The organism is Streptomyces sp. SAS_270 (assembly GCF_052543295.1).
In genome coordinates this window covers 92,118-106,047 of the sequence record NZ_JBMNDS010000008.1, presented here as the reverse complement: position 1 = coordinate 106,047, position 13,930 = coordinate 92,118, and the positions used below count along the sequence as shown (strand labels likewise).

Genomic DNA, 13,930 nt, shown 5'->3' with positions numbered 1-13,930 from the left:
GCACGGGTGAGGGTGGGTGGTGCGCTGTCGTCCATGGCGATCGCTCCTTGTGCATTCGGGGGTGGTGTGCGGGGTCAGCGGATGGTTCCGGTGCCCCGGCAGACGCGGCAGCGGTGCCAGCGTCCGGTCCAGGTCTTGCGGGCTCCGTCGCCCTTGCAGATGGGGCACCTCACGCGAGGCATGGGCATGACGTACGTCCTTTCTGCTCAGGTGTGGGAGAAGCCGCTGATGAGCCAGGTGACGAGGCCGTGGATGGTGAAGACCACCGGGGTTTGGCCGAGGTAGACCCCGAAGAGGCCGACGCAGACCGCTTCCCAGGCGCGGACGTCGTGGGAGCGGACGAGGAGGACGGTGATGATCCCGAAGATCACTGCGAACGTGAACGCCGTACCTTCGCTGATCACTTGTCGTCTCCTTCCAGCGCCGCAAGGGCGCGCTCTATGGCGGGGAGTTCGGGTGTCAGGGGCGCGTACTTGCGGGAGGTCGCCATGGCCTCGTCGGTCGGCGTCAGGTGTGAGCGGGCTCGGCTCCAGCCGCCGTCCGGTCCGGTGCAGACGGCCACGCCCTGTTCCTGCGGCGTGATCGACTGGGCGACGGCCACGGCGTCCTTGTTCAGATCGCCGAGGGTCATTTCCGCCGTGCCGGGGTCGTTGACGCGGTGGCAGATGCGGCCGCCGAGCTGGGCCCGCAGTGCGGTGACGCCGGGGCCGAGGTCCGAGCCGACGCGTTGTCCGGCGACGACCAGGTGCATGCCGAGCGCGGCACCGAGTTGCGCCAGCCGCAGCAGGAGCGTGGAGCACTGCTCTGCCTCCGCCTTGCTCTCGCGTCGGCCGTCGGAGAGGTACAGCTCCGCCAGCTCGTCGACGATCACGACGACGGGCACGGGCCGGAGCGTGTCGGGCAGCTCCCATATCGAGCGGACCCCGGCCGCGCGGCAGGCGCGCATGCGGTCCTGCATGTCGACGACGAGCGCGGTGAGTACCGTGACCGCCTCGCGTCGGCAGGTGGTGAGCGCGCTCAGCCGTCCGGCGAACAGGCCGAGTTCCATGCCGCCCTTGCAGTCGATGCCGATCAGGGCAACGGGTTGCGGGGCGAGTTGGGTGATCAGCCGGGCCAGCAGGGTGGACTTGCCGGACCGGGTGGCTCCGGCGATCAGCCAGTGCGGCACCATCCGCAGGTCCATCACCCAGGCGCCGCCGCTCTCCAGGGCGCCGATGAGCACCGCCAGCAGCGCAGCCGGGGCCGTGGCTAAGCCGGGCCGCTCCAGCGGGTCTGTGGCTGTCGCGGTTAACAGCACCAGGCCGCGTTGCGGCGAGGTGACCCGCACCGCGTGGACCTTCCAGGCGTGCACGAAGGCTTCCGCCGCCTTCATGTACGTCGCCGGGGTCTGCCCCGCGTGCAGCCGTACGACCGCGGTCAGGCCCATGCGGGTAGCGCGCGGAAACGACAGACGCGGAGCCACCGGCCGCAGCGGATCACCCTTGACCATCACGTCCCCGAGGAGCCCGCGCGGGGGACGGCGGGATACGGCAAGGTCGTTGAGCATCGCGACCTTGCGCCAGGTCATCAGCACCCGGAACGTGGTGACCGGGTAGCCGGTGACGTACCAGTGCCAGGCTGGACGGTGCCGCCGCAGCAGGTCACCGACGACGAGCACCCACGCCAGCGCTGCGAGCCCGAAGGCGAGCAGGATCGGACCCATCACGCGCCACCGCCCGTTTTGGCCGGGCCCGCAGCCGGAGCACTCGTGACGGGGGTGATGGCGTCGGCGCGGAAGCTGATTCCATGCCGGTCGCCCATCGCCCAGGCGAACGCCATCAGGCCCGTGACCTTGAGGATCTGGCCTTCCTCGATGCCCTTCGGCTCACCGGCAACGGCGATCTCGATGACGGAGATACGCCGCCGGTCCTGCCGCACCACGACGGCCACGGTGTAGATCGTGTTGCCGTCGCGGTCCTTCTTGACCTCCTGCGTCTCGGAGTTGCTGATCTTTGCTTCGGGTGCGATGGCGCACCGCAGTACGCCCAGTCGCGCCGTGTCCACGGGTATGGACTGCATTGCTTCGGCCTCCTTGGCCAATCGGACGCCACTCTTGACGTGACGTCACTTGTCCTTACGAGTGATGACTATGCGCCTCTGTACGGCGAGGGAGCAACTACTTATGCTGACGAGTGATGTCGCGCGTGCGACGTGCCTACGACTTCGACCCGAAGGTGCCGAGATGACGGAGATCCAACGCCCCGGAGCGCTCTACCAGCAGGTCGCCGCCGCCATCCGGGAAGCGATCCTCTCGGGCGAGTTCGAGCCCGGCGCCCCGCTGCCCTCCGAGGCCCAGCTCATCGAGCGTTACAAGGTCTCCCGCCCGACGGTCCGCAACGCCGTGGCCGCACTCAGGGCAGAAGGGCTGATCGATGTCCGGCACGGCAAGGGCAGTTTCGTACGCTCCGACGGACAGCCCTCCGTGACCCTTGATCGCCGCGTGAACCGCACGTCGAACGGCCAATTCGTTCTGCCCAATGGCGCCGTCTGGGAGGAGGCAGAGGAGCCGACCCCGTATCGCTCGCACACCACGAAGGCCACGGGCCCACTGCTCGAACTCGGCGAAGAAGAAGCGTTGTTGGGCTGCGACCGGCTGCTCGTCGACCCCGCCAGCGGTACACGGGCCATGCACCGCACGCTGATCCCCTTCGAGGTGGCCGAGGGCATCCAAGCACTGGCCGAGGCGCCGGACAGTCGCCCCGCAGCGGTCTACGAACTGCTCACGAAGGCCGGACACAAGCTGTCGTGGTCCGAGACGGTCCGCGCCCGCATGCCGCTCCCCGACGAGCGAACCGCGCTCCAACTCTCGGACGCGACACCGATCCTGCACCTGTCCCGAGTCACGCACGGTACCGCCGACCGCCCGCTGATCCTCGAAGAGCTCCGCGTCGGTGCGGACCGTGCCGAACTCGCCTACCGGATCACCGCCGACAAGGAGCCCGCGCGACGCACCCGATCCTGAGCGCCAACCTGTGTCGGTCGAAACCGCCTTCACTTCCTCAAGGGCGCGCCTGCGGCGCGCCGGGCAGCCCGGCCGCCCCGGCCGGGCGTGCGGCGTGACCGCCGGTCCCGGCCGGTCGGCCCACTGCCCGCACCGCAGCACGCCTGAAGTCGACATGCCGCGACCGGACAGCCCAGGCCGGGGCCCACGGGGCTGGGGGTCGACGGCCTCCGAGACTTTAGGCAGCTCCCATGGGGCGAGCCTCGAAGAACAGGGGGCCGATCGGGCTATTGCGGGCAGCTCCAAGGACTGCCCGATCCGCTGGCGAGCGTAAGGCCCCCTGTTCACTCGCCCCATGGCAGCTACCGCCCAAAGTCTCTGCGGCCGGCGACGTGCCCACGTGCAGCACTCATCAGCGAAAAGGCGCCTCACGATGCGCCGCCCTCACCGCTCGCGACCGCCTCCAGGAGCCCGGCGAGCCGAGCCGCCGCATCTGGCCAGCCCGCCACCCGGACCACCCCGCGCCCGTCCTCGGCCGTCGAGGCAACCGCCCGCACCTCCGAAAGCTCGAACCCCGCACCGAGGAACGCCCGGTTCAACCGGTCGGCAGCCTCCCGCGCCACGCACCAGCCCGCGACGTAGTCGACGCCGGGCACCCACAGACCGGAGTCCGCGCCCGCGACGTCCAGTCCATCGCTCAGCCAGTTTTCACCCGCGCCAGTCACCTTTCCCACCTCTGCCCTGATCTAGATAACGGGTCGTCAACTCTCTTTGGCCCAGGGCAGATTGCGCAGCACGACAACCCCGGTACCATCAGGCACCGGGGATCTTCGCGTTCCCCAACCGGGCCACCCTCCGCTTTCCAGGGCTGAGGGGGTGGCCCGGTCTCGGTTTTCGGTTGTGGAGCGCAGCCCCCTGGACCCGAGTGGGGAACCCGGTGGGTCGTCCAAGAAGCCACGCCCCGTTGGCCGGAGGAAACTTGCTCCGGCCCCGGACTGTCACCCGCTCCCGAAGGAACAACGCGGCGGCGACTGCCCGGAGATCGTCAAGAAGCCCTGTCCTCGGCTCCGCTGTCGAGGTCGAGTCGGCACCACACGGTCTTGCCTCCCTTGTCCTCGGGGGTCCACCAAGCCACCGCCGCCAGCCGCTGAACGATGAGCAGTCCCCGGCCGCTGTCGGGCAAGACCGCCTCGGACAGCTCTCCCATCAGGCCAGGCGCGAACGTCTCGCCTTGAGGGAGCAACGGAGGCGTCGAGTCCTCGTCCGTGACGCCGATGAACAGCCACTTCGGCCACATCTTGAAGGTCACATCGATGCGCCGCGAGCCGCCGGGTTCCGCCAGGCAGGGGTCCGGAACCGCGTGGTTCACGACGTTCCCCACCAGCTCCGACACGATCAACTGGGCGTCGTCCACGATCTCGTTCGCACCTGCACGCCGAAGGAACACCGCCGTCATGTCGCGCGCGACGCGTGCCGTGTCGCGCGACTCGGCAAAGAGCGTCAGCGCCAGAAAACGCCCAGCGGAAGCGGGATCCGGCACCGAGAACCAGTGAGCGAACGCGTCTAACTCCTGCACCACTCGCTCATGTCGCTCTTTTCTCGCGTCCATGACACGGTCCACCGTCTCTGGTCACGCCTGCCGAGGCTCTCCCGGCAGGGTGAAGAGAGGGTGCACCGCATGCACCGCCCGTCGCTCCCCCCTCTTGGGGACCCCCCTCGTAGGTACACTCGCGAGACAGGCGCGGCAGGCAAGATCGGATCAGAAACGACGTCAGGTCTCTCACAATGGGGAAGTGAAATGACCGAAGCGGCACCGACACCGGCAGCTCTACCGCCGCACGTTCTGGAACGCGCGGACGTGCGATCAGCGATCGCGAACCACGACTTCGGCGAGGTCTTCAGGCTCGCCAAGATCCACGGAAACGTCAGCTACGCCAAGATCGCCGAGGCCGTCAGCTACAAGCGCGAGCACATCGGGAAGATGGCCCGGCCCGACACCGACGGCAAGGGCGTCCGCCCACGGATCACCCAGTTTCAGAAGATCCTCGAAGTGCTGGACGGCCTACGCATCCCCGGCCATCTCGCAGGAGTCGCCCCACGCCCGTGGGAGCTGGAACAGCAAGCCAGCCCGTCCCCGACAGACGACCCGAGCGCACTGATCGCACAGGGCGGCACAGGCCTATGGGACATCGCCGAGATGCTCAGGCGAACCGAGATGTCCAGCATCAACAGCGCGGCTCTGGAGTCGATCGAACAGGGCATCGACCAACTGGCCCGTGCCTACCCTTACGCCGATGCCGACTACCTGCACGAGCGCACCCGCAACGGGCTCCAATACGTCACCAAGCAGCTCGAAGGCCGAACGACCCTCCGCCAGCACCGGGAGCTTCTCGTCGACGCTGGCTGGCTGTTTCTGCTGAACGCGTGCGTCCAGTACGACCGAGGCCAGCGAGAAGCCGCGAACCTCAGCAAGGCCGCAGCGCTCCGCATCGGCCAAGAGGCCAGCCACGGCGAAATCATGGCGTGGGCATGGGAGATCGAGGCTTGGTTCGCCCTCACCCAGAGCCGCTGGCAAGACATGCTCGACGCCGTTGAAGCTGGACACGTCGCCGACCAGGCTCACTCTGTCGGCGTGCAGCTATACGCCCACAAAGCCCGCGCCGCCGCCCGCATGGGAGACGCACGCTTGGTCCGCGACTCCCTGGACGCTGGACGCGCCCGCTTGGACCGCCTTCCCCGGCCGGATCACCCGGAACACCACTTCATAATCGATCCGGACAAGTGGGACTTCTACGAGATGGACGCCTACCGACTGCTCGGTGACGACGAGCGGGCCGCCACTCACGCCCGATCGGTGATCCGTATCAGCACTGGCCCAGAGGGAACCGAGATCTCCCCCATGCGCGCCGCAGAGGCCCGCCTCACCCTCGGAGTCGCCGCCGCCCGCACTGGCGAGATCGAGGAAGCGATCGGCATGGGCACCAGAGCCCTTGAAGCCGACCGCAAGTCCCTCCCGTCGTTGCTTTTGGTCGCCGACGAGTTGGACAAGGAACTCCGCTCGCGCTACCCCCGCGAGCCGGCCACGCGCGACTTCCACGAACGGATCACAACCATCAAGCGAGGCGCAGTCAGGCCCGATCTTCCTTTTTGAGCACTCTTCATTTGTCGATAAACTCAAAAAGCAGAACATACGTCATGCGACGCGCGCCCGAAACTCCCGGATCCAAAGAAATCCACTTTCCGGACTATTGAATCTTCACGAAGAGCATCATTTCAGCGAACCGAACATGGCATCAATACTTCGGTCCGTAGTAGATTCAACCAATTTATCGGTGAGGGATTTTGAACTGACTCCCTCCCTCGTCACCTCTCGGTATCCATCGCTGGATTGCACTTCCAGCCAATACTCGTAAGCCTGATCCAACTCAGGAGTTCTAACGGACACTCCCAACGCCTCGGCAGCCGCTATCACATCACTGGTCGCATCTTCACAATCCCCGACGCTAATCGCCTCTCTAGCTTTCAATACCTCCCACCCCTCGACCGTGTTGAGGAATTCTGCACGCAGTTCATCAACCCTCTCCTCTTGGCCAGAAACGTCCGGCAGGTTGGGGATGTCGAAAATGTTGAAGGCAATCTCGAAATCGGCCGGCCTCTCCAATTTACTCAGTGCAATTCCAAGAGCGCGATCTCTCAAATGAATTAGACATGTCTCATCAACTCCAACTTTTGCAAGATAGAGTATGATTTCTCGCTCAGAATCAAGATCGACTCCTTCGACCGGGGCACTAAATAGCCTTTCTCGACATCGATCCTGAACCCGCCCAATTTCTTCCGTCATGGGCAGGCCGCCATCAACCCTGTCATTCATCCGAAGGATCTGAAGATCTCGCGCTCGGATTGACATCTCACTCTTCTCTACCCCCTCTCGCCCGAAAATTCCATTCGAGACCCAATAGCAGGTTCGTTGCGTGCGGGTGCGAGCGAGCCCGACCGCGAATCTATCCAAATCGAGGGATTGAATGTCAACACCTTGGGACGGATAGCCGCGCCCTGCAAAAAGAGTATCCAGTAGATAGTCTGCACCAAATCGACTCTGCCCCAAGTTCCATACGGTCTGAAGCTGCTCAAAAAAAACGCAACTTTCTATGACTTCGTTAATTTCGTCGGGCCGTGTGGACAGATACCGGTAGATGTAGTCACTGAACGACGGGTTTGCGAAGTACACGAGGGGAATGGACCCTGCAGTTCCCCCTTCCGGATCCGTGGTTGCGACACTGCCCATGACCAAAAAGGTTCCCTGGAGACGCTTGAGAGCCAGCATCAGCTTCCTATGAGGAAGACTCACTCCTCGATGCATAGACTCATATTCCCGGAGAGCTACCTCAAGATCTTTCACGGATACTCTAGACTGGAAGGTCGCCAAGACGACCAGCACATTTCTCTCAATTTCGGAGAGCTGCTCTTCGAAGATTGTTTCCCAAAGGCTGCTTGGATCCCTCAACGAAGACTCTGCGTAATCCGCGAAACTTGACACCAGGCCCTGCCGTTCAGTAAATGTTGCAACCATCAACTCGATCAACCGAGGGTTGTAATTCGCATGCTCTATTAGCTTGCGGTATCGACGGCCTTCAAGAACCGACACGCGGGCAGATTTCGACAAGCTTGAAAAGTAGATGTGGTTGTAGAGGATATGCGCTCGCTGATGCTTGCTATAGTGGCGAATGTCGAGAATGAACTTTCCGTCATCTAGGGAAGTGGCTCGGCGAAGCGGCTCATATATTTGTTCTGCTTGTTGGAGAATGTACTCGCGCGTCGTGAGGATCAAGAGCTTATCCGGCACGGCCTGAACTCTCTTAATCACTTGAACAAGTCGGCTGTCTTCATTCTTGTTCATTTTGTCAACCAGCGAGTTCTGTCCTAGAAAGTCATCATAGAAGAAGACCTGCTTTTCCCCTCGTCTCCACACTCTATCAATTTCCGCCACATCTTCAGATGCAACGTGCACGCTCCAACCGTCTGCCAAATAGTGCAGCAGAAGCATCTCCGCTAGCGTGGTCTTACCGATTCCGGGTTGCCCAGAGATCAAACAGGTTCTATGTCTTTTCAGAATATTTTGCGCATGGGGGAAAGCGTCGCTCGGAACATATAGCTGCGCCCTGGCCTGCATGTGGTCAACGAGACCGGAACTTCTCTCGTAGATCTCTGAATGCAATAGCCTTTGAAGTACTGCGGTCGAGGTGATCCACAGCTTGAAATTATTCTGCTCGACCTCGGGGTGAAGTCGGAGATAGTTCTCTATGTCGTCTAGTCCCCAGATGTCGTTTTCTGCCAGCTTGACACCTCTGAAGGTCCTAGATATCTCACGCTTATTTGCCCGAGTTAGAGATGCTGTAGTGACAAGAATATATCGCACGGTAAACCTACCTGAGACTTTCTCGGCCTCTTTGGCTAGCTGTGCTTTAATGTCAACATAACGCTTTCCGGGCGTGTGCTTGCATTGAACGACAAGCTGTTCCCCAGCATCGCGATATAGCCTCACGTCGACTCCACCATCCCGGCCAGGAGGAAATGTCTCAAGCCGGAGACCTGTTTCCTTTTGGAGGAGATCTCGGACAAGTACTTCAAAGTCGTACGGCGACAAATCGCTGTAGTTCCTGGCCATGTCACCATGATGCTCGCAACAGGCCGGTTCGACACATGTTTCGACTCATCGCCTATGCATGCACGCACCCATGGTCCTCATGGATGGCGTGCGGCATCACGCGTACCCAGGGAAGCCCTATCAGGAGGGAGCATCAAACCCGCACGTTCGCGCCAGGTCTCTCCGAGACCACCCTGGGGCTCCTGTCCATGGTGCCTGAACGGTGCCCAGCCGGGTTGCCGCCGGGAACGGGACGCGAGCAAAGCCGTCCCTCCCTCCCGAACGTCAAATGATCACGCGATCAAGACCGGAGCAGAGTGGTCCTCGCCCCAGGCCCAAGCTGTCTGGCGATCATCAAACTAAAGGCTTCTTCCCACTGTTACTTGCTTGGGGCCAAGCGCCCATCAGCGGGTAATGACCAACATCAACTGTTATCTCGGGTGAGAAATGAGCGTCAGGCGTGCTGACCGAACTAACTCATGCGTCTTCGCAGGTCAGTTGGGGTTTCTGCTAGCTTCCCGCTATGCCCGGTGAACAACGTCCCGACAGGGATCTGAAGAACTTTGTGCTACCTGAGTTAGGTAGACGGAGAGTGATGACGGATGGGTAGGGACGCCTCAACGGCACCCACCAATCAGGGTGGTCTTCAGCTCACTGGCACCGGGGATGGCAAGTCAGGCACACGGTCACTACCTGCAGCACCCCGGATGCGGAAGACGCCGGAACGGACCTCCTCAGAGCGGCGACGGATATCCGCATACAACTCGGCTGGCCAATCTGTACGTGTTGACCAGATGCACCACGACAGGTCGGCGTGGGTCAGGTCAGCGCTGGATAGTTTGGCATCGGTTAGGTCGGCGTAAGTTAGGTCGGCGGAGCTCAGGTCGGCGTCGGTCAGGTTGGTGTAGACGAGCTTGGCCCCGTGCAGATCGGCGCCGGGGAGCTTCGCACTGGTCAGGCCAGCGCCCCCAAGGTTGGTGCCGGGAAGCTTCGCGCCGGTCAGGTCTCCGCGAAAGAGGTCGGCGGAGCTCAGGTTGGCGTTCGTCAGGTCAGCTTCAGCGAGATTGGCGCGGGTCATTTTGGCGGAACTCAGGTCGGCGTGGGTCAGATCCGCGCCGTTCATGTTGGCATCGAGCAAGGTCACGCCGTGGAGCTTGGCGCCATTCAGGTCGGCGTGGGTCAAATTGACCCTGTACATGTTGGCGCCATAAAAGTCAGCGCCGGTCAGGATGGCGTTGTTCAACCTGGCGCGGGTCAGATTCGCGTTGGTCAATATGGCACCAGTCAGATCGGCGGATCTCAGGTCAGCTTGCGTTAGGTCGGCGCCGTTCAGATTGGCGTTGGCCAGGTTGGCGCCAGCCAGGTTGGCTTGGAACAGGTTGGAGTCGCTCAGATCGGTGCCGCCCAGGTGAGCGTTGGCGAGGAAGGCGTGGGACAGGTCTGTGCCCCGCAGATCTCCGTGGATCAAGGCTGCTGGCACAGCCGGCCCATGTGGTTGGATCGGCGGCTTTTCCTCGCCCTGTCTGAGCGACAGAAAGACGGGGTCTGTCCGTGTCATGAGAGACCCGAGACGTGCGCGCCGGGTGGCCGCATACAGCGGAACGACCGAGAAAACGGGATGGGTTCGAGTGAGGAGTGACCAGAGCTGAGCGATGGCGGAGTTAGTGCGCATCAGGGGGTACCCCTTGCGCTGGCGGTTCCACGGGAGCCTCACTAGGTGGAACCGCCTGGCGGCGGAGCCATTCGATGGTCTTTGGCGCCGCGACGCCCGCGGCGGCTGCTCCAAAGCCACCCGAGATCTGATGTCCCGAGCTGAGCACTGTAGCTACGCCGAGTCCGAGCGCGATCCGGAGGAAAGCCGCCAACAGATAGATCCCGAGTCCAGGCCCATTCTGAACGTTCCACGGCAGGTTCCGCTTGTCCTGGAGAACGCGGAGAAGGTCGGCAAGTTCCACTAGCAGAGAGCCAGTCGCGCCCCACAGGGCTGCCTGCCACCACTCCATCAATCACTCCCTCGGCCGGTGTCCTACCTCCGCTTTGCATGTCTCCAAGCTTGTGTGACGACGGGGCCATCAGCGCCTGCGCGTGCTCGCTGAGGAGGCTAGCAGCATGATCGTCTACGCCCCAGGAGCCGCGCCAAAGACGGAGAGCGTCTATGACGCGTTACTCAGTGCGAAATTCGTCGCCTCTCGGCTGCGAATACGCGACACCTGAACATGCGACCTCACCAGTCCCGCGGCCGGACGTCAGTCAACCTCTATGGCAGTAGTTCAGAGAAGGCACATCAGGCACGTGACTGCTCGTGAAACTGGACCGCGCCCCAGACGGCTGCCTAGCTAGACAACGGATCCGATGGTTACCAGTACGGTCCCGAACGCAGCGAACCAAAGGCCCACCGCCTCCTGGACCAGGCCATCCGCCATGGCCGAGTCGATGTCCTTGCGGAGCTGGTCGGCCTTCTCATTCACTGCCCCGCCGAGGTGGCTGACTGCATCGCGGCGCTCTCGGCCCTCCCCGGCCACGCTCTCCCTGAGGTGGCCCACCTCCTTCTGGAGCCAGATCACCCGTTCCACAAGGAACTGCTCACGCTGGGGGGCGGTGGCGTCGGGCGCAGGCGCCGCCACCACGGTCGCATTGAAGGCCGTCCCGGCTACATCCGCCTCAATGACCATCGTGGCGGTTTCTGCAACAGGCGGCAGAGGCTTGAAGATCCGACTTAGGGGACCGAGCCATTCCTTCGTCTGGTTCCATGCCCCGAGCCGTTCTCGTCCATGTTTCAGCCTGGTTCTGCGGACACCGATGCCCGCGGCTCCTAGGCCGGCGAGCTGAAAGCATCCGCCGATGACGATAAGGACAGTGCCAGCGGCCATAAATAGACGGTAAGGGTGAAGCAGCAGCCCACGCGGCAGACACAACTCAAAGGCAGCCACGCGGCCGAACCGGGCACCAGCGTTCTTACCTCGTAGACGACCGAGCTTCTGACCAGCGGGGACACGCCTACCTTGCGCCTGGTGTCCGAGCTGGGATTCCGGGGCCGCCACGCGACGGCCAGGCGGCCGGCGACATACCGCAGCGCCCACTCGGCGCCTCCTGTTGCTGCTGGCCCATGGCGCACTCGGGGCATCAGTAAGAACAGTGTTACCAGCCGCAAGAGGCGGTCAGCCAGCCGTCGGGCCCGCGCCCACCTCGACCGCCGAAATTCAACGGCGTACGTCCCAAGAGCCGTGCCAGCATCGGCTCGTGACTCATGAGAGCGAAGACAACAGGCTGGTGCGGTTGCTGGAGAGCGACGACGACATGCTCTTTCGGCTGCTGGGGCTGATGGTGGTCCAGGCCGGTTACCTGGAGTGCGCAGTCGGGGAGCTGGCGGCGGAACTCACGGGTGAGGACCGGGAGGGCCCGATCCTCTCGAAGGCGCCGTCCCAGAACATCGCCACGTGCAAGGCCGAAGCAGTGCGGCAGGAGACTCCAGAGCGGTGTTCGGCCCTTGGCGCCATTCTCGACAAGTGCACGGCTGCGTTCGAGCGCCGCCACCAGTACGTGCACGGCCACTGGATCTACACGATCGGTGGGGCCGTGCCCAAGAGGAATACGTGGCGGGTCCGGAGGAACGGTGACGTGCTGGAAAAGGCCATCAGCGCGGAAGACCTGCAGGAGCTCGTGGACACGATCAGTCACCTCTCTGGTGAGGTGTACCACTGGATGGGCGAAGACTGACCGACCGATGGCCTGGTGCGCGAGATGAAGTGGGACGCGGCGCCTGGCCTCCACGACCGTCATCCGGGCAGTGGTGGATTGGACAGGCTGATCAACTCCGCGGCCTGATCCCCAGTGAGACGGTTGTACGTGAGCAGAGTCGAGGCCAGGGCGCAGACCTTGCCCCAACTCGTGGTCAACAGCCGGTCAGCAGAGTCTTGATGGCACCAGTAGTCACGAAGAGGGTGACCGGTGCCGTACTCGATCTCCTGCCCGTAGAAGGCCAGCAGATTCCGGGCCTGGACTTGATCGTCAAGACCGCCGAGTTCTACGGCGAAGGACCGCGTATCGGTCATCTCCACTCCCGCCTCACGAAGCCACGCGATCTCCGCCCGCACGCCGCCCGCCAGCACGATCAATGCCTGTTCCAGAGGCGCATGCCAAAGCTGTTGGCCGAGCCCCTCATTGGCGCCAGCGAAGCCCTGCGGATGTCCGCAGCCAGACGCGATGGGATCGGTGCTCACTCGGACCGCAGGAACGTGGACACCCTGGATGAGGGCGAGGGCGGCGTGTCCGGCCTCGTGGAAGGCGGTCGCCTCGCGGCCGCTGATGTCCGCGGGTAAATCAAGTCCGCCGGCCGTGCAGCACCATTCCGGCGGTGCAGCGTACCGGGTGAAGCCTGAGAGTCCGTCCTCACCGGGCCTGGCGATCGAGACGTACTGAGGTATCGGGGGCGTCGTCATGGCGACAGTCTGTGGTGACCGAGTCGGCACGGCAAAGCGCCCGTTTGCGGCTGGTGGCACTGCTCTTTCCGACCTCCGCACTCCCGTGATGCGGCACGTCGTCCCGAACGGGAGTGCAGGAAACGGTTCGACCGAACCACTTCGTGTACACGCTGACCCGCTCCGAACGCGCGTGCAGGAAGTGTTTCGACCGAAACACCTTCCTTGAGCATGCCAAGCCGTACTTGCCTAACTTGCCTGCCCCCGCGATCAGTGGCCTGAGCTGGGCAAAGAGGCTTCGCCCCCTAGATAACGGCCGCCGCAAACTGTCAGTAGCTGGCAGTGCGATCAAAGCTGGTGATGTTGAGCTTGACGCCCTTCACCGTCTTGAGCGTCGTGGGGTACTCACCCTGGGCGGTCTGGCCAGGCTGCACGTTGGTGTCCAGCTGCGAACCGTTCACCAGTCGGGTGCCGCTGGCGTCGACTGCCTCCCAGTCCCATGAGTAGTTGGACTTCTCGCTGCTGTTGTTCTTGATCGTCCAGGTGATCCAGATATTGGTGATACCGGCTGCTGAGCGGTCGTCCAGTTGGAAGCTGACGAGGTCTGCTCGTTCGCCGTTGCCCTGGGGTTCCTGCTTCGTCTCTTGCGGCGTGTTCTCAGCCGTGGTCTTGCTGGGCGCAGGCGTGGTGCTCTCATCGCCATTGTCCGACGCGACCACCATCACGACCACGATGATGACGACCACCGCGGCCAAGGCGCCTGCGCATCCCCAGACACAGCCACGGCCCCGTCGCTTCTTCTGCGGAGGCCCAGCCGGAGGTGCCCACTGCCCTGGAGGAGGACGGTCATCACCTGGGCGCCCCCACTGAGGACCGCTCGATGGAGGC

13 protein-coding genes are annotated in these 13,930 nt (G+C 63.3%); 3 read left to right on the top strand and 10 right to left on the bottom strand.

Annotation, left to right across the window (positions count from 1 at the left end):
• Positions 1-206 precede the first annotated feature (206 nt).
• Genes ACN6LB_RS08050 through ACN6LB_RS08040 form a run of 3 tightly spaced genes read right to left on the bottom strand, consistent with a single transcriptional unit; the run spans position 207 to position 2,058 of the window.
• Positions 207-404, bottom strand: coding sequence for a hypothetical protein (locus tag ACN6LB_RS08050; protein WP_445025168.1), 198 nt, complete (start codon positions 402-404; stop codon positions 207-209).
• Positions 401-1,702: an FtsK/SpoIIIE domain-containing protein gene (locus ACN6LB_RS08045; protein ID WP_445025167.1), complete on the bottom strand. Its 1,302-nt coding sequence runs from the start codon at positions 1,700-1,702 to the stop codon at positions 401-403. Before ACN6LB_RS08045 ends, ACN6LB_RS08050 begins: the two co-directional genes overlap by 4 nt.
• Positions 1,702-2,058, bottom strand: coding sequence for an SCO3933 family regulatory protein (locus ACN6LB_RS08040; protein ID WP_445025166.1), 357 nt, complete (start codon positions 2,056-2,058; stop codon positions 1,702-1,704). Before ACN6LB_RS08040 ends, ACN6LB_RS08045 begins: the two co-directional genes overlap by 1 nt.
• Positions 2,059-2,221: 163 nt before the next feature.
• On the opposite strand from ACN6LB_RS08040, the gene ACN6LB_RS08035 reads away from it, so the two are divergent.
• Positions 2,222-3,001, top strand: a complete 780-nt coding sequence (locus tag ACN6LB_RS08035; RefSeq protein WP_445025165.1) for a GntR family transcriptional regulator — start codon at positions 2,222-2,224, stop codon at positions 2,999-3,001.
• A gap of 407 nt (positions 3,002-3,408) precedes the next feature.
• Here the strand turns inward: ACN6LB_RS08035 and ACN6LB_RS08030 are convergent, their stop codons facing one another.
• On the bottom strand, positions 3,409-3,714 hold the full coding sequence (locus ACN6LB_RS08030; protein ID WP_445025164.1) for a hypothetical protein: 306 nt from the start codon (positions 3,712-3,714) through the stop codon (positions 3,409-3,411).
• A gap of 311 nt (positions 3,715-4,025) precedes the next feature.
• Positions 4,026-4,589 carry an ATP-binding protein gene (locus ACN6LB_RS08025; RefSeq protein ID WP_445025163.1) on the bottom strand — a complete coding sequence of 188 codons (564 nt, stop codon included), beginning with the start codon at positions 4,587-4,589 and terminating at the stop codon, positions 4,026-4,028.
• Positions 4,590-4,778: 189 nt separating this feature from the next.
• On the opposite strand from ACN6LB_RS08025, the gene ACN6LB_RS08020 reads away from it, so the two are divergent.
• Positions 4,779-6,131: a tetratricopeptide repeat protein gene (locus tag ACN6LB_RS08020; protein WP_445025162.1), complete on the top strand. Its 1,353-nt coding sequence runs from the start codon at positions 4,779-4,781 to the stop codon at positions 6,129-6,131.
• A 117-nt stretch (positions 6,132-6,248) separates the two neighbouring features.
• Here ACN6LB_RS08020 and ACN6LB_RS08015 read toward each other — a convergent pair whose 3' ends face one another.
• The 3 genes from ACN6LB_RS08015 to ACN6LB_RS08005 form a co-directional block, all read right to left on the bottom strand.
• A complete protein-coding gene (locus ACN6LB_RS08015; protein WP_445025161.1) occupies positions 6,249-8,645 on the bottom strand; it encodes an nSTAND3 domain-containing NTPase in 2,397 nt (798 codons plus the stop codon).
• A 625-nt stretch (positions 8,646-9,270) separates the two neighbouring features.
• Positions 9,271-10,296 carry a pentapeptide repeat-containing protein gene (locus tag ACN6LB_RS08010; protein WP_445025160.1) on the bottom strand — a complete coding sequence of 342 codons (1,026 nt, stop codon included), beginning with the start codon at positions 10,294-10,296 and terminating at the stop codon, positions 9,271-9,273.
• Between the two features lie 664 nt (positions 10,297-10,960).
• Positions 10,961-11,494 carry a hypothetical protein gene (locus ACN6LB_RS08005; RefSeq protein WP_445025159.1) on the bottom strand — a complete coding sequence of 178 codons (534 nt, stop codon included), beginning with the start codon at positions 11,492-11,494 and terminating at the stop codon, positions 10,961-10,963.
• 406 nt (positions 11,495-11,900) lie between these two features.
• On the opposite strand from ACN6LB_RS08005, the gene ACN6LB_RS08000 reads away from it, so the two are divergent.
• Positions 11,901-12,341 carry a hypothetical protein gene (locus tag ACN6LB_RS08000; RefSeq protein WP_445025158.1) on the top strand — a complete coding sequence of 147 codons (441 nt, stop codon included), beginning with the start codon at positions 11,901-11,903 and terminating at the stop codon, positions 12,339-12,341.
• 59 nt (positions 12,342-12,400) lie between these two features.
• Here ACN6LB_RS08000 and ACN6LB_RS07995 read toward each other — a convergent pair whose 3' ends face one another.
• Together ACN6LB_RS07995 and ACN6LB_RS07990 are read right to left on the bottom strand one after the other, a co-directional pair.
• Complete coding sequence (locus tag ACN6LB_RS07995; RefSeq protein ID WP_445025157.1) at positions 12,401-13,063, bottom strand: hypothetical protein; 663 nt, start codon at positions 13,061-13,063, stop codon at positions 12,401-12,403.
• Between the two features lie 308 nt (positions 13,064-13,371).
• The gene (locus tag ACN6LB_RS07990) at positions 13,372-13,788 is read right to left on the bottom strand and encodes a hypothetical protein (protein ID WP_445025207.1); all 417 of its coding nucleotides are present in this window, start codon (positions 13,786-13,788) and stop codon (positions 13,372-13,374) included.
• Positions 13,789-13,930 lie beyond the last annotated feature (142 nt).

Coding starts and splice junctions, on each gene's coding strand:
- ACN6LB_RS08045 (WP_445025167.1), bottom strand. CDS start 1,702: ATGGGTCCGATCCTGCTCGCCTTCGGGCTCGCAGCGCTGGCGTGGGTG.
- ACN6LB_RS08040 (WP_445025166.1), bottom strand. CDS start 2,058: ATGCAGTCCATACCCGTGGACACGGCGCGACTGGGCGTACTGCGGTGC.
- ACN6LB_RS08035 (WP_445025165.1), top strand. CDS start 2,222: ATGACGGAGATCCAACGCCCCGGAGCGCTCTACCAGCAGGTCGCCGCC.
- ACN6LB_RS08025 (WP_445025163.1), bottom strand. CDS start 4,589: ATGGACGCGAGAAAAGAGCGACATGAGCGAGTGGTGCAGGAGTTAGAC.
- ACN6LB_RS08020 (WP_445025162.1), top strand. CDS start 4,779: ATGACCGAAGCGGCACCGACACCGGCAGCTCTACCGCCGCACGTTCTG.
- ACN6LB_RS08015 (WP_445025161.1), bottom strand. CDS start 8,645: ATGGCCAGGAACTACAGCGATTTGTCGCCGTACGACTTTGAAGTACTT.
- ACN6LB_RS08010 (WP_445025160.1), bottom strand. CDS start 10,296: ATGCGCACTAACTCCGCCATCGCTCAGCTCTGGTCACTCCTCACTCGA.
- ACN6LB_RS08005 (WP_445025159.1), bottom strand. CDS start 11,494: ATGGCCGCTGGCACTGTCCTTATCGTCATCGGCGGATGCTTTCAGCTC.
- ACN6LB_RS07995 (WP_445025157.1), bottom strand. CDS start 13,063: ATGACGACGCCCCCGATACCTCAGTACGTCTCGATCGCCAGGCCCGGT.